Source organism: Caulobacter sp. CCNWLW153 (assembly GCF_036889365.1).
GTDB classification, from domain to species: Bacteria; Pseudomonadota; Alphaproteobacteria; order Caulobacterales; family Caulobacteraceae; genus Caulobacter; species Caulobacter radicis.
In genome coordinates, this window is record NZ_JBAKFV010000008.1 from 15027 (window position 1) to 37545 (window position 22519).

At 70.7% G+C, this 22519-nt stretch carries 13 protein-coding genes and 2 riboswitches; of the genes, 8 read left to right on the plus strand and 5 right to left on the minus strand.

What is annotated here, in order from left to right; all coding sequences use genetic code 11:
* Entirely contained in the window at positions 1–1515 is a 1515-nt protein-coding gene (locus V6S85_RS13670; protein WP_334349222.1) for a right-handed parallel beta-helix repeat-containing protein, read from the plus strand.
* A gap of 220 nt (positions 1516–1735) precedes the next feature.
* Here V6S85_RS13670 and V6S85_RS13675 read toward each other — a convergent pair whose 3' ends face one another.
* The 3 genes from V6S85_RS13675 to kdgD all read right to left on the minus strand — a co-directional run bounded on the left by V6S85_RS13675 (position 1736) and on the right by kdgD (position 5336).
* On the minus strand, positions 1736–3301 hold the full coding sequence (locus V6S85_RS13675; protein WP_334349223.1) for a carboxylesterase/lipase family protein: 1566 nt from the start codon (positions 3299–3301) through the stop codon (positions 1736–1738).
* A gap of 57 nt (positions 3302–3358) precedes the next feature.
* Positions 3359–4267, minus strand: coding sequence for a LysR substrate-binding domain-containing protein (locus tag V6S85_RS13680; protein ID WP_165828898.1), 909 nt, complete (start codon positions 4265–4267; stop codon positions 3359–3361).
* A 151-nt stretch (positions 4268–4418) separates the two neighbouring features.
* Entirely contained in the window at positions 4419–5336 is a 918-nt protein-coding gene (gene kdgD, locus V6S85_RS13685; protein ID WP_116568576.1) for a 5-dehydro-4-deoxyglucarate dehydratase, read from the minus strand.
* Positions 5337–5834: 498 nt separating this feature from the next.
* Here kdgD and bcsA point away from each other — a divergent pair, with 498 nt between their 5' ends.
* The 5 genes from bcsA to V6S85_RS13710 are packed head-to-tail and all read left to right on the plus strand — an operon-like array spanning position 5835 to position 16008.
* Positions 5835–10205 (plus strand): UDP-forming cellulose synthase catalytic subunit, encoded by a 4371-nt coding sequence (gene bcsA / locus V6S85_RS13690; protein ID WP_334349224.1) that lies wholly within the window; start codon positions 5835–5837, stop codon positions 10203–10205.
* A complete protein-coding gene (locus V6S85_RS13695) occupies positions 10202–14164 on the plus strand; it encodes a cellulose biosynthesis protein BcsC (protein ID WP_334349225.1) in 3963 nt (1320 codons plus the stop codon). The genes bcsA and V6S85_RS13695 overlap by 4 nt, the downstream gene beginning before the upstream one ends.
* Positions 14161–14634, plus strand: coding sequence for a cellulose biosynthesis protein BcsD (gene bcsD, locus V6S85_RS13700; protein WP_334349227.1), 474 nt, complete (start codon positions 14161–14163; stop codon positions 14632–14634). The genes V6S85_RS13695 and bcsD overlap by 4 nt, the downstream gene beginning before the upstream one ends.
* 10 nt (positions 14635–14644) lie before the next feature.
* Positions 14645–15649 (plus strand): glycosyl hydrolase family 8, encoded by a 1005-nt coding sequence (locus tag V6S85_RS13705; RefSeq protein WP_334349229.1) that lies wholly within the window; start codon positions 14645–14647, stop codon positions 15647–15649.
* 32 nt (positions 15650–15681) lie between these two features.
* A complete protein-coding gene (locus V6S85_RS13710; RefSeq protein ID WP_334349230.1) occupies positions 15682–16008 on the plus strand; it encodes a hypothetical protein in 327 nt (108 codons plus the stop codon).
* On the opposite strand, the gene V6S85_RS13715 is transcribed toward V6S85_RS13710, so the two are convergent.
* Together V6S85_RS13715 and V6S85_RS13720 are read right to left on the minus strand one after the other, a co-directional pair.
* Positions 16005–17369, minus strand: coding sequence for a sensor histidine kinase (locus V6S85_RS13715; protein ID WP_334349232.1), 1365 nt, complete (start codon positions 17367–17369; stop codon positions 16005–16007). The genes V6S85_RS13710 and V6S85_RS13715 overlap by 4 nt on opposite strands.
* Positions 17366–18028 (minus strand): response regulator transcription factor, encoded by a 663-nt coding sequence (locus V6S85_RS13720; protein WP_116568582.1) that lies wholly within the window; start codon positions 18026–18028, stop codon positions 17366–17368. Before V6S85_RS13720 ends, V6S85_RS13715 begins: the two co-directional genes overlap by 4 nt.
* Before the next feature lie 57 nt (positions 18029–18085).
* Between V6S85_RS13720 and V6S85_RS13725 the strand changes: the two genes are divergently transcribed.
* Positions 18086–19162 carry an ABC transporter substrate-binding protein gene (locus tag V6S85_RS13725; RefSeq protein ID WP_334349234.1) on the plus strand — a complete coding sequence of 359 codons (1077 nt, stop codon included), beginning with the start codon at positions 18086–18088 and terminating at the stop codon, positions 19160–19162.
* 266 nt (positions 19163–19428) lie between these two features.
* Positions 19429–19517: riboswitch (glycine riboswitch) on the plus strand.
* A 3-nt stretch (positions 19518–19520) separates the two neighbouring features.
* Positions 19521–19613, plus strand: a riboswitch (glycine riboswitch).
* Positions 19614–19749: 136 nt separating this feature from the next.
* Positions 19750–22458 (plus strand): TonB-dependent receptor domain-containing protein, encoded by a 2709-nt coding sequence (locus tag V6S85_RS13730; RefSeq protein ID WP_334349235.1) that lies wholly within the window; start codon positions 19750–19752, stop codon positions 22456–22458.
* The last annotated feature ends 61 nt before the right edge of the window (positions 22459–22519 follow it).

Sequence of the window (22519 nt, forward strand, 5' to 3'; positions counted from 1 at the left end):
ATGGTTCGTGTTGCGTCCGCCGCGATCGTCGCGGCCCTGCTGGCTTGGCCGGCCTTTGCCCAGGATCCCAAGCCGATCGCCGCGGTCGCCGCCGGCGGGCCGGCCCAGTCGGGCGCGCAGGCCGAACTGCTGCTGGTCGATCGCGACGCTGACGACGGCGACAAGGGCTCGCTGCGCTGGGCTATCGAGACCAGCAACGCCGAACAGGGCCGCTACCGCATCGAGATCGCCGTCCCTGCCATCGTGCTGAAATCGGCCCTGCCGCCGATCAAGGGGCCGGTCATCATCGAGGGCCAGGCCTTCGCCCGCAACGGCGGGCACAATGTCGTCGACGGCTCGGGCTACCTGTCGCGCGACCTGAAGAGCTGCCCCGGCATGGTCCAGGGCCAGTACGGCACCAATGTCCGCACCGCCAGCAATCCCGGTTTCGCCCTGGTCGACACCAAGGGCGTGACCCTGCGCGGGCTGGAGATCCGGGGCTTCTGCATCGGGGTGCTGGTGTTGCGCACCTCGAACGCGGTGATCGCCGACAATCGCATCGTCAGGAACATCGGCGGCGCGGGCGTGATGCTCAGCGGCGATGACGGCAAGGGCGGCTCGACCTCGCACACCACGCTCGACAACAAGGTGCTGCGCAACGCGTTCGTCGAGAACGGCGACGGCCTGGAGCTGACGCGCGGCGCGGCCTTCAACCTGATCGCCGACAACAGCTTCGACGGCGGAGCCGACAACCTGGAGCCCTCGCAGGGCATCGAGATCCTGTGGGGCAACGACAACACCGTCGTGCGCAATCGCTTCTCCAACTACTCCGACGGCCTGCAACTGAACTGGGGCGCGCGCAACTACATCGGCGCCAACGTCTTCACCGGCAACGCCTTCGGGATCAGCGTCAGCGGGGAGGGCAACATGATCGCGGGCAACGAGATCCGCGGCAACGGGATCGGCGTCGCCGTGCGGCCCGAGGCCAAGGTCGCCGCCAACCGCATCAGCCAGAACGCGATCGCCGGCAACGGCAAGCCGATCAGGCTGTGCTCGGCCGGCGGCTCGTGCGACGAGAAAATGGTCCGCGGCGGCATCGTCGTCGGTCCGCCGGGACTGGAGCACGCCAGCTTCGTCGGCTCGCGCGGCATGGGCGTGGTGTTCGACAAGGCCGGCGCGGCCCAGGTCTGCACCGCGCCGAACACGCCGGAGAAGTGCCATGCGGCGCCGCAGTTCGGGCTCCAGCCGCCGAGGCTGGCGAGCGCTCACGTCTCCAAGGACGAGCTTGCCGTGGCCGGCGTGCTGGACGCTTCGCCCAACGCGGCCGTGGTGGTCGAGGTTTTCGGTAACCGGCCGCTGGGTCGGGAGGGCGAGCGCTATCTCGGGAGCCTGCGGGCCGTGACGGACGCCAGCGGCCGGGCCGAGTTCTCCGGCAAGGTCGCCGGGGCGAAGATCGGCGACGCCATCACCGCGACCGTCACGACCCCGGTCGGGGCGACCTCGGCGTTTTCCGCGGCCGTGGCGGTGGGGCGGTAAGGCCGCGCTGCCCCCTCAGTCGCTCCGCGACAGCTCCCCTAGAAGGGGAGCATCTTTAAGAGCGCCGGCGTCAATGGATCCTCCCCCTCTGGGGGAGGTGGCCCGGAGGGCCGGAGGGGGGACGTTTTCAGCTTTCGAGGTATCGGAAGATCATCACCGACTTCCCCCCACCGATCGCTACGCGATCGCCTCCCCCAGAGGGGGAGGTTCCTTGAGCCCCTTACGTCCCTTCCTTCATGAACGGCGCGACCGCGAAGATCTCGCGCTCTTCCTTGCGCGGGTCATCCACCATCGCCGAGGTCTCGTTGACCACCAGGGTCGGCCGTCGGGGCAGGGTGTATTTCTCCCACGCCGGGATCGCCGCGCAGTTGGGATCGCCCGTCCGCGCGAACGAGGCGAAAGCCGCGCCGAGCTGGTCGCGCACCTTCACCGCCGCCGGACCCGTGCCGGTCATCGAGCCCCTGGCGTCCAGCGTGCCGAACACCAGCGCGATGTCGTAGCTGTGATAGGCGCCCATCCGGGGATCGGTCTGGGCGCCGAAGTCCAGCTGGTACATCCAGGCCGGGGCGCCGATGCGGGCGCGCTGCTCGGCCTGGATCAGGTGGCCCGGCCACGAGCGCCCGGCCGTGGTGATGGCGAAGAAGAGGTCCGACGGGCTGGCCTGCGGATAGAGCGCCCGATAGCGGCCGACCAGGTATTCGGGCGACATGTCGAGCACCAGCTCGTTCTCCAGCTTGCCCGGCAGCTCGTCCCAGGTCAGGGCGAAGTTCTTGGGATCCCCGCCCAGGAAGGCCTTGGTCTCGTCGTGGGTGTTGCCGATGATCATCGGGATATGCCCGCTCTCGCGCGGGGCGTCGGGATAGAACGGATGGCGCGGCAGCACCCCGTGGTCCACCACTGACCAGAAGACGATGCCGCCCTTGCGCTCCAGCGGGTCGCGCATCCTCAGCGCCTCGACCAGCTGGGCCGCGGGCAGGGTCTTCAGCTTGTCGGTCTCGTCGGGTTTGAGGCCCAGCTTGTCCATGAAGGCGCGGGCGCGGATCGTGGCGTGGATCGGTCCCATGGCGGTGACGTGCTGGCCGCTCATGGTCGCGACCTTGTGGTAGAGGCCCGCCGCGCGCGGCATGGCCATCAGGGTCACGCACTTTGCCCCGCCGCCCGACTGGCCGAAGGTCGTGACGTTGCCCGGGTCGCCGCCGAAGCCCGCGATGTTGTCGCGCACCCATTGCAGCGCCAGGATCAGATCCAGATTGCCGACATTGCCGCTGTCGGCCAGTTCAGGTCCGCCCAGCCGCGCGAGATAGCTGTAGCCGAAGGCGTTGAGGCGGTGGTTCACCGTCACGACCACAACGTCGTAGGTCCTGGCCAGCCAGGTCCCGTCATAGAGCGGGCTGGAGCCCGAGCCGTTCGCATGGGCGCCGCCATGCACATAGACCATCACCGGCCGCTTCTTTCCGTCGGCCAGGCCCCGGGTCCAGACGTTGAGGAAGAGGCAGTCCTCGCTGGTGGCCTCGTCGCTCTTCAACTGCGGCGAGGCGGGGCCATAGGCCAGAGCGTCGGCGATCCCCTTCCAGGGCTGGGCGGCTTGCGCCGGCTGGAAGCGCCGGGCCGCGGTGTCGGCGCCGTAGCGCACGCCCTTGAAGACCTTGATCCCGTCGATGTCCGCGCCGCGAACCCGGCCCGCCGTGGTGGTGGCCACCGGAGCGGCGCGACCGGAGGCATTGACCTTCAGCGGAACGGCCAGCATGGCGGCGGCGCCCAGCACGGCGCGGCGATCGAGGGTCATGGTCTTCTCCCGTCTTTTATCGTTGGGCCGAGGCGGCCGACGGGAGGAAGGCGCGGCTCAGCGCTCGTCCGGTTCCGCAGGCGATGCCTCGGCCAGGCAAAGGTCGATGAAGGTCTGCAGGATCGGGCTCTCGTTGTCCTTGCGCCAGGCCATGTAGAGCTCGACCGGCCGGTCGGGCGTGGTCTCGACGGGGCGGAACTGCACGTCGTCGAAGTGCAGGCTCATGGCCGACTCCGGCACGATCGCGGCTCCCAGGCCCGCATGCACGAGGGCCAGCATCGAGTGGATCTGGGTGACGTGCTGCACATAGTTCGGGGCCACGCCATGGGCGTCGAACAGGGTGGTCAGCATGTTGTAGAAATAGCCCGCGCCCTCGGGCGAATACATGATCAGCGGCCCGGCGTCGAAATCGGCCAGGGTCAGGCTGGCCTTGACCAGGCGCGGGTCGCCGTTGGGCAGGGCGGCGACCAGGGGCTCGCTCAGCACGCGGGCGGTGGCGAACTCGGCGCGGTCCATCGGCGGGCGGACGAGACCGATGTCGATGCGGCCGGTCAGCAGGGCCTCGACCTGCTCGCGGGTGACCATCTCGCGCAGCGTCAGGTCGGCGTTGGGCAGGCGGGCGTTGGACAGGATCACCAGGCGCGGCAGGAAGCTGTAGCCGGAGACGGCGGTGAAGCCGATGGCGATCTGGCCGGCGTCGCCGCTGGCGATGCGACGGGTGGCGAGCGCCGCGCTCTCGGCCAGGCGCAGGATGCGGCGGGCCTCCAGCAGGAAGGCCCTGCCGGCCGGCGTCAGGCGCACCGAGCGGCTGGTGCGGTCGAGCAGGGTGACGCCGAGGATGCGTTCCAAGAGCTGCACCTGCCGGCTCAGCGGCGGCTGGGTCATGTTCAGCCGCTGGGCCGCGCGGCCGAAATGCAGCTCTTCGGCGGTGGCGACGAAGCAGCGAAGCTGGCTGAGTTCGAACATCGGAAAGCGCCCGTCGACAACACCCTGGAGTCGCGAGGCTAGACGTTCGTTCGGCCCTATCGCCAGGGCCTTCTTTCCGGGCAGGGTCGAGAGCGCGGTCATCGCGGGCGCGGCGGGGGTCGATACGCCGGGCGCATCGACCCCGTCATGCTCAGCCCTGGACGCGGGCGATCAGGCCCTGGAGTTCGGAGAACTCCGCGGGCGTCAGGTCGGTCAGCGGCTGGCGCACGGGCCCGGCGTCGCGGCCGACGGCCTTCATGCCGGCCTTCACGATCGAGACCGCATAGCCCTTACCCTTGTTGCGCAGGGCGATGTAGGGCAGCACGAAGTCGCGCAGGCCGGTCATCACCGTCTCGCGGTCGCGGGCGCGCACGGCCTTGTAGAAGCTCAAGGCCCACTGCGGCAGGAAGTTGAAGATCGCCGACGAGTAGGTCGTCACGCCCATTTCCAGATAGGGCAGGGCGAAGGTCTCGGCCGTCGGCAGGCCGCCGATATAGGTCAGGCGGTCGCCCATGCGGGCATAGACCCGCATCATCAGTTCCAGGTCGCCGACCCCGTCCTTGAAGCCGACGAGGTTGGGATTGCGGTCGCACAGCTTCTCGAGGGTGTCCTCGTTGATGATGGCGTTGTCGCGATTATAGACGATGACGCCCAGGCTGGTGGCCTTGCAGACCGACTCGATGTGGGCGAGCAGACCTTCCTGCGTGGCGTTGGTTAGGTAGGGCGGCAGCAGCAGCAGGCCATCGGCGCCGGCGGCCTCGGCGTCGCGCGCCAGGTCCGTGGCGATGGCCGTGCCGTAGCCGCAGCCGGCGATGACCGGGATCTTGCCGGCCGTCTCGGCGACCGCCGCGCGCACCACCTTGCCCACCTCGTCGGGACGCAGCGAGAAGAACTCGCCCGTGCCGCCGGCGGCGAACAGGCCGGCCAGCTCGTGGTCCAGCATCCAGGCGCAGTGTTCGCGATAGGGCGCTTCCAGGAACTGGTGCTGGGCGTCGAAATGGGTGACGGGGAACGACAGCAGGCCGCCGCCGAGCTGGCGGGCCACGTCCGTCGGCGACATCTGGCTCATGAAGTCCTCTCCGAGCGACGGCCTGTTCCCGAACGCCGGGAGGCCGTTTCTTGAGGCTGACGGTAGAGAGCCGGTCCGCCGGGGTCTAAGCCAAAGGCGCTATCGACCGATACCGGAATTGGCTCGATGGCCGGACGCCGAAAACCGTTCCCCGAACCCTGCCTGCGCGGTGAATTCCACCTTCGGGCGTGCCTCTGGGTTTGGGCTCGCGGATAGAGTTGCCCGCAAGTATCGTTTGGCGTTCATCTTTGCAGTCAGGTTGTCGAAACCATCGTTTTCCCGTTTCGGGAAGTAATGCGGCCTTTGGTCGCGGCGACACCCTCTGGAACTGCTGCTCAATCAGCCATACGGCCTCGCTTGTAGGTCCATACGCGTAACAGATAGCATCGGCCGTCCGCGCTCGTTGGAAAGCTTGACTATAAGAGTGGAAGGTTCTTCGGCGATGACAGCAATGCAGCCATGGCCGTCGATCGAGGGCCAAGACTCGCGGGCGCTGGCATGAGGGCGGGGGGTTCGCCCAAGTCGTTCCTGGAACGGGCGATGCTGCGCGTCGGGGTGGCGCTGCTGGTCGCCGCCTTCGTGGCCGTCGCCGTCGTGGCGATCGTCATGCCGCTCAGCTTCAAGGACCAGGCCCTGTTCGCCGGCGCGACCATCGTCGGCGTGGTGGTGGCCAATCGCCTGTCGCAGTCCAAGCACCTGACCATCGCCCTGTGCGTCGTCTCGGTGATCGTCAGCACGCGCTATCTGTGGTGGCGCACGACCGAGACCCTGCACTTTCGCAACGCCGCCGAGGCGTTCTTCGGCACGGGCCTGTATCTGGCCGAGATCTACGCCTGGCTGATCCTGCTGCTCGGCTACCTGCAGACGGCCTGGCCGTTGCAGCGCCCGGTGCGGCCGCTGGAGGGCGCGCCGCCCAGCTGGCCGACGGTCGACGTCTACATCCCGACCTACAACGAGAGCCTGGAGATCGTGCAGGACACGGTGCTGGCCGCGCTGGGGATGGACTACCCCCGCGACCGCTTCAAGGTGTACCTGCTGGACGACGGCCGCCGCCCCGAATTCAAGGAATTCGCCGAGCGCGCCGGCGCGATCTACATGACCCGCCCCGACAATTTCGGGGCCAAGGCGGGCAACCTCAATCACGCCCTGGAGCAGACCGACGCCGAGCTGGTCTGCATCTTCGACTGCGACCACATCCCCACGCGCGCCTTCCTGCAGATGACGCTGGGCTGGTTCCAGGAGGACCAGCGCCTGGCCCTCCTGCAGACGCCCCACCACTTCTACTCGCCCGATCCGGTGCAGCGGAACATCCAGACGGTGAAGGACATCCCGGGCGAGGGCGACCTCTTCTACGGCGTCGTCCAGCCGGGCAACGACCTGTGGAACGCGGCCTTCTTCTGCGGCTCCTGCGCGGTGATCCGCCGCTCGGCGCTGGAAGAGACCCACGGCTTCGCCCACGAGACCGTCACCGAGGACGCCCACACCGCGCTGAAGCTGCAGCGCAAGGGCTGGAACACCGCCTTCCTCGAGATCCGCCTGTCGGCCGGCCTGGCGACCGAGCGCCTGGCCCTGCACATCGGCCAGCGCATCCGCTGGGCGCGCGGCATGACCCAGATCTTCCGGGTCGACAATCCGCTGCTGGGCAAGGGCCTGACCATGGCCCAGCGGCTTTGTTACCTGAACGCGATGCTGCACTTCCAATTCCCGCTGCCGCGCATCGTGTTCCTGACCTCACCGCTGGCCTTTCTGCTCTTGGGCTTCAACATCATCAGCGCCTCGGCGCCGGTGATCCTGGTCTACGCCCTGCCGCACCTGGTGCACTCGATCGTCACCAACAACCGCATGCAGGGCGAGGAACGCATGGCGTTCTGGGGCGAGATTTACGAGACCCTGCTGGCCTTCCACCTGGTGGCCCCGACCATCGTCACCCTGTTCGCGCCCAAGCGCGGCAAGTTCAACGTCACCGACAAGGGCGGGCGGCTGGAGAAGGGCTATTTCGACTGGTCGCTGATGTGGCCGCACGTGGTGGTCGCGGGCCTGCTGATCGCCGGCCTGTGCTGGGGCATGTGGAAGCTGGTGACCGCCGAGCCCGACCTCGTCCTGTTCGGCACCCTGGTGCTCAACACCTTCTGGACGCTGTTCAGTCTGCTGGTGCTGCTGACGGCCATCGCCGTCGGCCGCGAGACCCGCCAGGTGCGCCAGCATGTCCGCATCGAGGCCTTCCTGCCCGCCCGCCTGCGCCTGACCAACGGCGAGGTGCTGGACGTGGAGACCCGCGAGGTCTCGATGGGCGGCCTTTCGGCGATCGTTCCCGACGGTTTCTGGGGGAACGACCGCCACATCGACACGGTTGAATTCCTGCACGACGAGCGCGCCCGCCAGTTCAAGGCCCGCGCCGTCATGTTCGACAAGGGGGTCTTGAGAGTGCAGTTCCTGCCGCTCGGCTTTGCCGAACGCCGCGACCTGGTGCGCAACGTCGTCGGCCGGGCCGACGCCTGGCAGCCCAACGCCCACTGGGCGCCGGTGCGGCCGCTGGCGGCCCTGGCCGGCCTGGTTCGGGCCAGCGCCAGCATCCTGTTCTGGTGGCGGGCGGCCAAGCCTGCGGCCTTGACGCCGCGCTCGCGCGCCAGCGGCCCCGACGGCGGCGCGGCCGTGATCCTGGCCGGCGCGCTTCTGGCCGGCGCCCTGGGCTGGAGCGGCCAGGCCAAGGCCCAGGCCGCGCCGACCGAGATCACGGCTCCCGTCCCGGCGGGCGCGACCCGCGTGCTGACGCTGAAGGACCTGGGCTTTGGCCAGACGCTGCGCCTGCAAGGCGTGCAGGGCGAGGCCGGGGTCGACTTCACCCTGCGCCGCGACGAGGTGGTCACGGCCGCGCGCCTGGTGGTCAACGGCGCCTATTCGCCGTCGCTGCTGGGCGACCTGTCGCAGCTGGCCGTCACCCTGAACGGCGAGCCCGCCGGCACGGTGATGCTGACCCCCGACCGCGCGGCGGGAACCGAGTGGTCGATCCCGATCGACCCGGCCCTGTTCCTGCGCGACAACAACCTCAACCTCCGCTTCATCGGCCACTACACCCGCGCCTGCGAGGACCCGCAGCACTCGTCGCTGTGGATGAACGTCTCCAACCAGCGCTCGCGCCTGGAGCTGACCGTCTCGCGCTTGCCGGGCCAGCCGGACCTGTCGCAGCTGCCCGGGCCGTTCTTCGACAAGGGCGGCGGCAAGCTGGTGCTGCCGTTCGTGTTCGCAGAGACCCCGTCCGACGCCGTGCTGCGCGGGGCGGGGGCGGCGGCCTCCTATTTCGGCATGCGGGCCAGCTATCGCGGCTTTGCCTTCCCGACCCTGATCGGCGCCCTGCCGCAGGGCGAGGGCGTGGTGTTCGGCCAGTCGGGCCAGGTGATCGGCGGCCTTGTCCTGCCGCAGGTGAACGGCCCCACCCTGGCGGTGGTCGCCAATCCGCAGGCGCCGGAGCACCGGCTGCTGCTGGTGATCGGCCGCGACACCTCCGAGATCCGCCGCGCCGCCCTGGCGCTCAGCATCTCGCAGGGCGGCCTCAGCGGGGCGATGGCCCAGGTCGACACCGCCCTGATCGCCCCGCGCGCGCCCTATGACGCGCCGCGCTGGCTGCGCATGGACCGTCCGGTGCGGATGGGCGAGCTGGTCGACGCCCAGCTGCTGCAGGCGCCGGGGCTGTCGCCGGCCCCGGTCAACGTGCCGTTCCGCGTGGCCCCCGACCTCTTCCTGTGGCCGGTTCAGGGCGCGCCGATGCGCGTGCGCTACCGCTATCCCAAGGGGCCGTGGTTCGACCGCGAGCAGTCGCGCCTGGACGTCTCGCTGAACGGCCAGTACCTGCGTTCCTACCGGCTCAGCGCCCAGGACCGCACCGCCGAGGTGCGCGGCCTGTTCAACCGCTTCGCCCGCAACGAGCACAGCCTCGATTTGCCGCCCTACCTGCTGTTCGGCGCCAGCCAGCTGCAGTTCTATTTCGACATCAAGAGCAACAAGACCGGCGCCTGCCAGGGCCAGCTCCCGACCAACGTCCACAGCGGCATCGATCCCGACAGCACCATCGACCTCAGCGGCGGGCGCCACTTCGCGGCCCTGCCGAACCTGGCCTTCTTCGCCAGCGCCGGCTTCCCGTTCACGCGCAACGCCGACCTCGACAAGACCACCGTGGTGCTGGACGCCGCTCCGGCCCCGGCCGACATCGAGGCCTATCTGAACCTGATGGGGCGCTTTGGCGACGTCACCGGCGCGCCGGTGACGCGGGTCGCGATCTCGCGCACGGCCGACGCGGCCTCGCTGAAGGGCCGCGACGTGCTGCTGATCGGACGGCCCGAGACGGCGCGGCGCCTCTCCAGCCTGTTCGCCGGCGCCCCGGTGACCTTCGAGACCGATCGCCTGCGCCTGAAGACCGCGGCCCTGGCCGAGCGGGTGTTCCTGATGGCCAACGGCGAGGCCGCCAAGGCGCGCGGACAGGCCGACGACCTGCTGGTGGCCGGCGACGGCTTCGAGGGCCTGGTCAGCTTCCGCTCGCCCTATGACCGCGACCGGGCCGTGGTGGCGGTGCTGGCCAGCGATCCGGCCCGTCTGCCGGCCGTTCTCGCCCGCCTGGACGACCCGGCCCAGAACGCCCGCGTGCAGGGCGACCTGGCGGTGGTCACCGAGGACGGCTTCTCCAGCTTCCAGGTCGGCAAGCAGTTCCACACCGGCGACCTGCCCTGGTGGGTCTACATGATGTGGTGGCTGAGCCAGCGTCCGCTGCTGCTGGCCGCCGCCATCTTCGGCGTGGGCCTGGCCCTGTCGTTCCCGATCATCTTCGCGCTGAAGTCCGTCGCGCGCCGTCGCCTCGAAGGGGGCAGCCACCAGTGAAGACCCTGCGTCGCATGTCCGTAGAGGCCGCCTTGGCCGCCATCCTGATGGCGGGCGGGACGGCCAGCGTCGCCGAGGCCCAGACCGGGAGCGCGCCCGGTGGGGCGGCGGTGTCCGCCCTCGTGCGCCAGGGCGACTTCTGGAGCCAGAAGGGCCGCAAGGACCTGGCCGCCGACGCCTACAAGCGCGCCCTGGCCGCCGATCCCGGCAACGCCGCCGCCAAACGCGGCCTGGCGGCGCTCGATGCGCCGTCGCGTCCGGGCGCCAGCGCCCCGGCGGCCGGCGGCGGCGACCTGGCCCGCGCTCGGTCCCTGGCCCAGAAGGGCGACAGCGCCGCGGCCGCGGCCGCCTACCGCCAGGCCTTCGGCGGGGCCAATCCGCCTGACGCCCTGGCCCTCGAATACTACCAGACCCTGGCCGGCGCCCCCGGCGGCGTCGCCCAGGCCCAAGCCGGCCTGCGCGCCCTGGCCGCCCGCAAGCCCGGGGACCAGAACGTGCAGCTGGCGCTGGGCCAGGCCCTGACCTATCGCGAGGGCAGCCGCCGCGAGGGCGTGGCCGTGCTGGCCCGCCTGGCGGGCGGCGGTGGGGCGGTGTCGGGCAAGGCCGCCAGCGCCTGGCGCCAGGCCCTGACCTGGATGGACGACAGCCCGCGCAACGCCGATCTGTTCGGCGACTACCTGGCCGCCCGTCCCAATGACGCGGAGATCTCGCGCAAGCTGGCCGCCGCCAAGGTCGCGCCCAAGGCCAGCGCCGCAGCACCCGTCGACCCGTCGGCCGGCGACCGCGCCAAGGGCTTCCAGGCCCTGCAGGCCGGCGACGTCGCCGAGGCCGAGCGCCGCTTCCAGGCGGCCCTGTCGCGCCGGGCGAGCGACGCCGACGCCCTGGGCGGCCTTGGCCTCGTGCGCCTGCAGGCCCAGCAGTTCACCGAGGCCGCTGACCTCTTGACCCGGGCCGGCCGCGCCAGTCCCGCCAGCGCCGGCCGCTGGAAGGAGGCCCTGACCAGCGCCCGCTTCTATTCCGGCCTGCAGACCGCCCAGGCCGCCCTCGACCAGGGCCAGGCGGCCAAGGCCGAGCAGACCCTGCGGCCGCTGACGGCCCAGGCCTATCCCGACCGCCTCCTGGCCTCGAACCTGCTGGCCGAGTCGTTGCGCCGCCAGGGCAAGGCCGCCGAGGCCGAGAGCGTCTATCGCCAGATCCTCGCCGCCGCGCCCACCCAGGCCGAGGCCCAGCAGGGCCTGGTGCAGGTGCTGCTCGACCAGGGCCGCACGGGCGAGGCCGAGACGGTCGCCACCGCCTCGCCGGCCCTGCAACCCGACGCCAGCGGCCAGAACCTGCTGCGCGGCCGCATCGACCACGAGCGCGCCAACCAGCTGTGGGCCAACGGCGACCTGTCGGGCGCCAACGCCGCCTTCGAGAGCGCCCTGGCCTCGGCGCCGAGCGATCCGTGGGTGCGGCTCGACTTCGCCCGGTTCCTGGCCGGGCAGGGCGAGGCCCAGGCGGCCGAGGGGCTGATGTCCCAGGTCTCCGCCGGCAGCGATCCCGAGCAGATCCACGCCGCCGCCGTCTTCGCCGACCAGCAGGGACGCCCGACGGAGGCCCTGGCCCTGCTCGGCCGCGCCTCGACCGCCCGGATGACGCCGGAGATGACCGCCCTGCGCGGCCGGCTGGAGATCGACGCGGCCATCGACCAGGCCAGGCAAGGCGGCAGCGTCGCCCAGCTTCGCGGCCTGGCGGCCCGTCCCGGCCTGTCGGTCGACGCGCAAGGGCGGCTGGCTTCGGCGCTGTACGACCTGGGCGACCGCCAGACGGCGCTGTCCATCGCCCAGCGCACCCTGGTCGAGGGCGTCACCGAGACGCCGGCCAGCTATGACGGCATGGTCGCGGTGCTGGCCAAGGCCGGCCGCGACGCCGAGGCCGCCGCCATCATCCGCCAGGCCGCCACCCGGGCGGGAACCTCGCCGGAAGGAACGCGCGCCGTCGCCGACCTGACCGCCACCCTGGGCGCCGAGCGGGCCGACCGCCTGCGCGCCGCCGGCGATCTGGCCAGCGCCTTCGACGTGCTGTCGGCCGCCTTCGCCGTGGCGCCCAAGAACACCCGCCTGCTGGCCCCGCTGGGCCGCGTCTACCTGGATGGCAGGATGTACGGCGAGGCCGCCCAGGCCTACGGCGTGCTGCTGCGCGCCAAGCCCGGCGACAAGGAGGCCCTGATCGGCCTGGCCGACGCCTCGGCCGGCAAGGGCGACCTGGCCGGCGCCCGCCGCACCCTGGCCCAGGCCATCGCCGCCTCGCCGCGCGACGCCGACCTCTATCTCGCCTCGGCCCGGGTCGAGCGCCAGGCCGGCAACGAGCGCGGCGCGCTGGAAGCCCTGCGCACCGCCAAGCTCCTGCGCGAGCGCACGCCGACCTTCGGCTCGGGGCTCGACGCGGTGCTGGCGCCCGGCGGCTCCAACGCCGCGCCGGGCGGGGGCCTGGGGCCCAACCCGTTCACCAGCGGCGGCGTCCCGGCCCGCACCTCGCCGGTGCTGCCGGTGGCGGCCAGTCGCTACGATCTGATGGGTTCGGCCGCCGCGGCCCCGCTGCTGGGCGTCGACGTCGCCTCGGGCGGCGACCAGCTGGCGGGCGTGCTGGCTCCCGCCGCCGCGCCGACCACCACGAGCGAGCGCAACTTCGCCGGCGTCGCCTTCCCGTTCACCGGCCGCAACGGCCGCGCGGGCGAGGCGGCCTCGCCGCGTCCGACCACAAGCGTGGCCCCCGCGCCGGGCAACCCGTTCGTGGCCCCGGCCGTCCGCGATCCGGTGGTCGGCGACATCGACCGCCAGATCGCCGAGATCACCGCCCGCACGGCCGCGCAGGTCGCGGGCTCGGCCCAGATCCGCACCCGCTCGGGCGAGGCGGGCCTTGGCCGGCTGCACGAACTGTCGGCCACGGCCTCGGCCTCGGCCAACCTCGGCGAAGTGCGCTTCATCGCCTCGGTCTCGCCGGTCAGCATCGACGGCGGCACGCCCTCGGGCTCGGCCGAGCAGCGCTATGGCGGCAACCAGATCGTCAACGCCCGGGCCATCGTCGGGGAGTTCGCGCCCGTCTATCGCGCCGCCTCGCCGCAGAGCGCCTCGGGCGCGTCGGTGAATCTCGCCATGGAAGCCGGGCCGCTGAAGGCCGACATCGGCACGACCCCGATCGGCTTCGGCGACATCGACGTGGCCGGCGGCGTGACCTTCTCGCCGCGCCTGGGCGCCAACGGCCAGGGCAAGGCCTGGATCGAGCGGCGCCCGGTCACCGACAGCGTGGTGGCCTATGCCGGCGCCCGCGACCCGGTCACCGGCCAGCGCTGGGGCAGGGTGATGCGCACCGGCGGCGGGGTCAGCCTGTCGTATGACGACGGCTATTCGGGCCTCTACGGCGACGCCAGCTACAGCCACTACGACGGCGAGCACGTGGCCGACAACGACGGCTACCAGATCAATCTGGGCGGCTACATCCGGCCCTATCGCCGCGGCGAAACCGAGGTTCAGGTCGGCTTCAACCTCAACCAGCAGGGCTTCGACAACAACCAGAACTTCTTCAGCCTGGGCCATGGCGGCTATTTCAGCCCCAAGACCTTCACCAGCCTGACCGCGCCGATCAGCGTCACCGCCAGGCAGGGCGCATGGAAGTTCAAGGGCGCGATCGCCCCCGGCTATCAGACCTACAACCAGGCCGGCGCGGCCTATTTCCCGATGGACGCCGCGCTGCAAGGCGAGCTGACGACGCTGGCCCAGGCCGACGCGGACGTCTTCCCGCGCTACCTGGCCCAGAGCGCCAGCGGCTTCGGGATATCGGGCGGGCTGTCGGCCGACTACCAGTTCCGGCCCGGCGCCAGCATCGGCGGCGCGGTCAACTTCAACACCTTCGGCGTCTACAACGAGACCGCGGTCAGCGTGGGCGTGAAGCAGATCCTCGGCGGAGATGGCGGCCGATGAGCGCCAGCGAATTCGATCCCCGGTCCAAGGACCTCGGCTACCTGCGCCGGCGACGGGTCAGCGGCCAGTGGGCGCCGTTCCTGGCGGCGCTGGCCGACGAGCTGGCGGCCGTGGCCGACAAGGGCGCGGTCAAGCGCTTCCTGTGCGCCACGGGCGAGCGGATGGCCCGCCGCCACGCCCTGCCCAAGCTCGAGACGCTGGACGAGCTGGAGGCGCGGCTGAACGAGATCCTCGACGCCATGGACTGGGGCTGGGTGCAGCTCGCCGTGGCCGAAGGCCACATCCTCATCACCCATGGGGCCTGTCCGAATGTTCTCGAAGACGACGACGAGCGCGCCTGGCCGCCCCTCATGGCCGAGCTTCTGGCGGGCGCCTACGGCGCCTGGCTGGCGGCGCAGGGGAGCCCGGGCGGGGTCACCACCTGCCGTGATCCCCTGGCTTCTCCGCTGGTGTTCGAGCACCGCGTCTAGGCTGCTGGCGGTGGCGCTGGTGGCGGCGGCCGGAGGATCGGGCGCCTGCGCGCGGCCGCCGGACGGCTGGGCGCAGTTCAAGGCGACCTACGTGCAGCCCGACGGGCGCACCATCGATCCCGAGAACGGCGGGGTCAGCCACAGCGAAAGCCAGGGCTGGACCATGCTGCTGGCCGAGGGGCGCGGCGACCGCGAGGCCTTCGACAGGGCCTGGACCTGGACCCGGACCAACCTCGTCCGCAAGAACGCGCCGCTGCTGGCCTGGCGCTACGATCCTCGGGCGACGCCGGCCGTCGCCGACGAGAACAACGCCTCCGACGGCGACATCCTGGCGGCCTGGGCGCTGCTGCGGGCCGGGCGGCGCTGGAAGAACGACGACTATCTCGCCGCGTCCAAGGCCATGCGCGAGGCGGTGGCCGAGCGGCTGGTGGTCGAGGTCGGCGGCCGCACCGTGCTGCTGCCCGGGCTGGAAGGCTTCCGCAGCCCGGCGGGCGTCGTCACCAACCCCTCCTATTTCGTGCTGCCGGCGCTCAAGGACTTCGCCGTCGAGGACGGCCCTGCGGCGCCTTGGCGCACCCTGGTCGCCGATGGGGTCAAACTGGCCAGGGAGGGGCGGTTCGGCGCGCAGAAACTGCCTCCCGACTGGCTTCTGGTGCGCAATGACGGCAGCTTGGCCTTAGCGCCTGAAAAACCTCCATTATTCGGTTTCGACGCTATTCGCGTGCCCCTCTACCTCGCCTGGGGCGGAGAAGATTCGCTGGCGCGCGAGACCGCGGCGTATTGGCGTGGAAAGATTCAAGCCCAAAAACCGCCACCGGCATGGGTCAATATGTCCGACGGGCGGGAAGCCGACTTTCCGCTATCTGGAGGTGGTGTCGCCATCGCCGCCCTGGCTTTGAACGACCCGTCGATCCAGGCGCTGCGGGGAGCGTCGCAGGATCGCACGTACTACTCTTCGGCCCTTGGCCTGCTCGCCGAAATGGCGGGGCGGGAGAAGGGACGCAAACGACCTTAACCCCGTACCGCTGGAAGCGGTGGAGCCGAACCATGGCTGGCGACGTCAACCGACTCTTTTCGATGATCAACCAGGCGAACCTGCCCTACCAGGTGTTCGAGCAGGTCTTCGATGACGTAGCGCCGGTGGTCGAGGCCCAGGCCGCCCTCAGCGAGGGCGAGGCCATGGCCCTGGCCTTGCGCAACGTCTTCGGCTGCCCCCCGGCCGCCAACGAGGACGCTGTGACCGTCGAGTCCGGCTTCCTGAAGGCCTATTGCGAGCCGGAGCCGGCGCCGGTCCAGCCCGCCGCGCCCGCCGCCGAAAAGCCGGCCGGCGCCCGCCTGGACGACATCTTCCGCCGCATGGTCGCGCGGGCCTAGTCGGCCGCGGCGAACCGCAGTTCCACCACCAGTCCCGGCCGCGGCGCGCGCGTGCGCGCGGCCAGGCCGATGCCGAGGCGCTGGGCGATCGAGCGCACGATCGCCAGCCCAAGCCCGGCGCCGTTCGCTTCGGTCTTGCTCCTGCCCCGGAAGAACGGGCTGAAGATACGGCCGATCTCCTCGGGCGCGACGCCGGGGCCGTGGTCCCACAGCGTCAGCCCCAGCGACGGGCCTTGCGCCGCGACCGCCAGCGACACGCTGCCCCGCCCGTAGGCGCAGGCGTTGAACACCAGGTTGCGCAGCAGTTCGCCCACCAGCACCGCGTTGCCGGCCGCGATGGCGCTCTCGGGCAGGCGGCGGCGGAAGATCACGTCCGGATAGTCGCGGGCCACCTCGGCGGCGATGGTCTCGACCAGCAGCCGCAGGTCGCTCGTTCCCTCGACGGCGATCGCCTCCGAGCGGGCCAGGGCCAGCAGCTGGCTGAGCACCTGCCGCAGGTTGGCGGCGGCGGCCATCGAGTCCTTCAGCAGCGACTTCTGCGGTTCGGTCTCGATCGTGCGCTCGACCAGGGCCAGGTTGGCGATGATCACCGACAGCGGCGTGCGCAATTGGTGCGAGGCGTCGGCCGAGAACCGCTCCAGCGCCTTGGTGAAGCGCTCCAGGCTCGGCATCAGGCGGTTGAAGGCCGCCACCACCGGCGACAGCTCGGCCGGGGCGTCCAGGTCGCGCACAGGCGCGAAGTCGGGCCGCGAGGACTGGGCGCGGCGGGTCAGGTCGGCGGTCAGGCTGCGTAAGGGGGCCAGGCCCCAGGTCACGGCCGGGATGACCAGGGCTGCGGCGACCAGCACCAGCAGCAACGGCAGGATGATGAAGTTGAACTGCAACTCGCGCACGCTGGCGCGGCGGGAGTCCAGGCTCTGGGCCACGGCGACCACGACGGGGTCGGCCACGCCGGGCACCATCACCGTCGCCTGGGCGATGCGCACGGGATAGCCGCGCATGTCTGCATAGGCGAAGTCGGTCTCGTTGGGCGGCGGGGCCGGCGGGTGGGGCAGGTCGTCATAGCCGGTCACCAGCCTGGGGCCCTGCCGCACGGCGTAGAACACCGCATCGCGCTCGGGGCTGTCGAGCAGGCCCAGCGACCAGGGGGGCAGGGCGACCTTGGCGCGGCCGTCCTCGGCCCCGATCTGGGCGACGATCGAGGCCACCGAGCCGGCCAGCAGCCGGTCGGAGGTCTTTTCCACCACCTGGTGGGCGGCCAGGGCGCCGGCCAGGGCCAGCGCCGCGCCCAGCAGGGCCAACGGCGCCACCTGGGCGATCAGCAGGCGGGCGACGAGGCTGGGCGGACGCCGCCGCCTCACGGATCCAGCCGATAGCCGGCGCCGCGCAGGGTCTGCAACTGCGGGCCATCGGGCAGCAGCTTGCGGCGCAGCCGGCCCACATGCACCTCCAGCGCGTTGGGCGAGGCGGGCTGCTCGTCGGGAAACACCTCGGCCGCCAGCTGGCCGCGGTCGACCACCCGCCCGGGGCGCATGGCCAGGGCCTTGAGCGCGGCCCATTCGCGGGGGCGCAGGTCCAGCCGCCGCTGGCCGACCCAGGCCGCGCCGGCCTCCCAGTCGCAGGTCAGCGAACCCAGGGTGACGATGCGGGCGGCATAGCCGCTCTTGCGGCGGACCACGGCGCGCACCCGGGCCACCAGCTCGAACGGGTCGAAGGGTTTGAGCACGTAGTCGTCGGCGCCCATGTCGAGGCCGGCGATGCGGTCCTGCACGGCGTCGCGGGCGGTCAGCACGACGATCGGGGTGGAAAAGCCCTCGCGACGCAGGCGCGACAGGATCTCGAAGCCGTCGATGTCGGGCAGGCCGATGTCTAGGATCATGGCGTCGAAGTCGCCGGGCAGGGCCAGGGCGAGGGCGGCCTCGCCGGTCTCGGCGCAGACGGCCTCGTGGCCCTCGCTCTCGAGGGTGGCGGTCAGCGAGCGGCGCAGAGGCGGATCATCCTCGACAACGAGTATCTTCATCGGGGATGTAGCGGGTCACGACGCGAAACGAGGGGAGCGCCGACCATCCGACGCCGATTGACAGTCGAGGTCAAGAGACGCCGGGCGCTGGGCCTGATCGGCGCGGCAGGGCTGGCCGCGCTGGCGACCGGGTGCGCGCCGCGCGTCGAAGGCCAGGCGACCAGCGGCTGGGACGTCATGGGCGCGCAGCGCGAGGGCGAGGTCGTCGTCTATGTAAACACCGGCGTCTACGGTCCGGTGGCGGAGGGGTTCCGCAAGCGTTTTCCCAAGATCAAGCTGACCATGGTCGAGGTCGCCGCCCGCCCGCTGCAGGCGCGGGTGATGGCCGAGACCGACAGCGGCGCACCGGTCGCCGACGTGGCCTGGAGCTCGTCGATGGACATCCAGGTCAAGCTGATCAACGACGGCTACGCCCAGACCTACCGCAGCCCCGAGGCCCGTCACCTGCCGGCCTGGGCGGTATGGCGCGACCAGGGTTTCGGGGTCACCGCCGAGCCGATCGTCTTCGCCTACAACAAGCGCCTGCTGAAGGAAGAGGACGTGCCGCGCAGCCACGCGGCGCTGCTGGCGGCCCTGCGCGACGACCCGGCCCGCTGGCGCGGGAAGGTGGCGATGTACGATCCCGAAAAGAGCGGGGTCGGCTTTCTCTACCTGTCCAGCGACACCCTGGTCTATCCGGACGCCTGGGCGCTTTACGACGCCCTGGCGGCTTCCGATCCTGGCCTCTACGTGCCGGGCGCGCCGATCCTGGCCAGCGTCACCTCGGGCAAGCACCTGCTGGCCTACGACATGAACCGCTCCTACGCCGACTGGTGGGCGCGAGGGCAGGGGCCGGACATCGGCTATGTCGTGCCCAGCGACTACTATCTGTCGATCGCGCGGGTGGCGTTCATCACCCGCGCCGCGCCGCACCCCAAGGCCGCGCGACTGTTCCTCGATTACCTGATGTCGGAGGAGGGCCAGCGGCGTCTGGCGCAGGCGCGGCTGACGCCGATCCGCGAGGGGCTGGGCGCTGCCCCGCCGCCGGGCGGGCGGCCGATCCGGGTCGGGCCGGCCCTGCTGGCCAATTTCGACCAGGGACGGCGGGCGGACATGCTGGCGCGCTGGCGTCGCGCCCGGGGTAATCGAGACTGATTGCTCTCGTTTTGGGCAATATGTGATCTTTATTTGTGCAAATCGGCCCGCTGGGCCGAGCGCCAGCCCATTTTTGCGCCGTGCGCCCGCGCCGCGAAGCTGTCACCGACCTGTCACGCGCCCCCGATCGGCTGAAACCGACGCGCGATGGCGGAACCCCCAGGGTTGATCGCCAGGAAGAACGTGCCCGCGCACCGGCCGGCACGCGAGGAAAACATGCCGTCTCCTCTGGTTTTGCCGACATCGGAACGCCCGGCCTAACTGATCCTGCTCTTGCGGAAGAGATCAGGTTCTACCCGACGCCGAAGGCGCAACCGCCCCGGAAACGCTCAGGCAAAAGGACCGCGGAGCACAAGGACGCTGGAAAGCAGGCGCGCCTCCCAGAGGAGCGTCTCGCCGAAGGAGCAAGGGCGCGGTCGCGTTCCGAATCTCTCAGGCCAACAGGACAGCGGGGGCAGAGGAACGCCTTGCGATCTGGCGGGCGGCGCATCGTGCGCCGGTGGCGGATCGCGGCTCCTGGATCGTCCAGTTCATGGGCGTTCGGGGCGGGGGCGACTGTCGACTGCATGTTTGAGAGGGGATCTCACTTGGCATTTTCACGTCACTCCCGCCGCGCCCTGCTGATCGGCGCCAGCATCCTGCCCGCGGCGCTCGCCCTGCACGGCGCCGCCCTGGCCCAGACCTCGGGCGACAAGGCCGACGACAGCGTCGGCGAGATCGTCGTCACCGCCTCGCGCATCGACCGCGCCGGCTTCCAGGCCCCGACCCCGACCGTGCGGGTCACCGACGCCGACCTCGCCGTCGGCGCGCGTCCGAACATCGCCGCGGCCCTGAACGACCTGCCGCAGTTCCGCGCCACCACCTCGGCCCAGACCACCGGCACCAACACCGGCGCCGGCAACGCGCCGCTCGACCTGCGTGGCCTGGGCATCAGCCGCACCCTGGTGCTGATCGACGGCCGCCGCTTCTCGGGCGAGAACGACCTGAACGTGGTGCCCAGCGTCCTGGTGAAAGGCGTCGACGTCGTCACCGGCGGCGCCTCGGCCGCCTGGGGCTCGGGCGCCGTGGCCGGCGTGGCCAACATCATGATCGACCGCAACTTCACCGGCGGGAAGCTGGGCGTCGAGGGCGGGATCTCGTCCTATGACGACGCCGAGCAGGTGCGCGTCGAAGGCGCCTGGGGCACCGGCTTCGCCGACGGCCGCGGCCACTTCGTCATCGGCGGCGAGTTCCTCAACAACGAAGGCGTCGTTCCCAAGAACAGCCGTCCGAACATCGGCCGCTGGGCCACCGTTCCCAACGGCGACGGCCGCTACAAGCTGGCGCCCGACGTCGGCTTCTCGAACGCGGCCTATGGCGGCCTGATCATGTCGGGCGTGCTGAAGGGCAAGGCCTTCAACCCCGACGGCAGCCTGCGCGACTTCGACTACGGCGCGGTCAGCGGCGCCAACTCGATCGGCGGGGAAGGCCCCTCGAACGACGACCTGTCGCCGCTGGTCACGCCCCAGCGCCGCTACGCCACCATGGCCAGCGTCACCTACGACCTGACCGACAGCGTCAAGCTGACCGCCGAGCTGCGCCACTCGCGGATGTGGAACGACTACGTCTGGTTCGGCGACCACAACCGCGGCAACCTGACGATCAAGGCCGACAACGCCTTCCTGCCGACCGCCGTGCGCACTGCCTTGGCCAATGCCGGCGAGACCCAGTTCACCATGGGCCGCTTCAACAGCGACCTGTCGTACTCGACCATCGACTTCGAGCGCGTGGCGACCCAAGGCACGATCGCCCTGGACGGCGCGTTCGGCGACGGCTGGCGCTGGAGCGCCTACTACAGCCACGGGGAGAACGAGAACAACATCGACACCCCCGGGTTCCTGCTGACCCAGAACTACGCCAACGCCGTGGACTCGGTGATCAGCCCGACCACCGGCCAGGCTGTCTGCCGCGTCGCCCTGACCGACCCGACCAGCAACTGCGTGCCGATCAACCTGTTCGGCGAAGGCGCGCCGTCGGCCGAAGCCATTGCCTATGTCACCGGCACGCCCAGCATGCGCGAGACCAGCAAGATCGACGTCGGCGGCTTCAGCCTGCGCGGCGAGCCCTTCGAACTGCCGGCCGGTCCCGTCTCGATCGCCGTCGGCGGCGAGGCCCGCAAGGAGTCGGTCGACCGCTCGGTCGGCGCGCTCGACACGGCCAAGGCCTTCACCTCGTTCAGCTTCTCGGCCATGTCGGGCAGCTTCACGGTCAAGGAAGCCTTCGCCGAAGTGCTGGTGCCCGTCATCCGCGACGTGCCGGTGCTCAACAAGCTGGAAGTCAACGCCGCGGCCCGCATCAGCGACTATGACACCACCGGCTCGATCTGGTCGTGGAAGCTGGGCGCGACCAACGAGTTCTTCCCGGGCTTCCGGGGCCGCATCACCCAGTCGCGCGACATCCGCTCGGCCAACCTGACCGAGCTCTTCACCACCAGCACGACGGGCTACAACACCATCGTCGACCCGGTGACCAGCTCCAGCGTCTACGTGCTGACCAACGGCGGCGGCAACCAGGCCCTGCAGCCCGAGACGGCCAAGACCTTCACCGCCGGCTTCGTCTACTCGCCGCCGCAGCTGCCGGGCTTCAACGTCTCGGTCGACTACTACAACATCGACATCGACGACGTGATCACCACGATCGGCGCCCAGGACATCGTCACCCGCTGCGCCGCCGGCAACCAGGACATGTGCTCGCGGATCACCCGCGACAGCGCCACCAACGCCATCACCCGGATCGTCTCCACCTACGTCAACCTGTCGAACTACAAGACCGACGGCGTCGACGTGGAGATGTCCTATTCGATGGACGCCTCGCGCGTGCACTCCAGCCTGGACGGCCGCCTGCGCCTGCGCACGGTCGGCACCTGGGTCAACAACCTGACCACCGACGACGGCGTCAGCGAGATCGACTACGTCCGCTCGCAGGGCTACTCGTTCGGCCTGGGCGTGCCGGAGTTCCGGGTCGTCAGCAGCCTGGACTATTCGGGTCCGGTGTTCGGGGCCAACCTGCGGGCCCGCTACATCTCGCCCGGCAACTACAACAACACCGTCGACCTCGTGAACGGCCACATCAAGGCCTACACCTATGTCGACCTGGGCGTGCGCGCCAAGCTGCCTGAGTTCAATGGCTACAACGTCGAACTCTACGCCAACGCCACGAACCTGTTCGACAAGGAGCCGCCGATCGGCTCGCTCTACTCGCCCTACTACGACGTCATCGGTCGCTACGTGACCCTGGGCGCGCGGATGCGCTTCTAGGGACGCTAAGGACCTGGCGCGCGCCGTCGCCCCCGCCGGCCGCGCCAGACCCCAGCGAGGT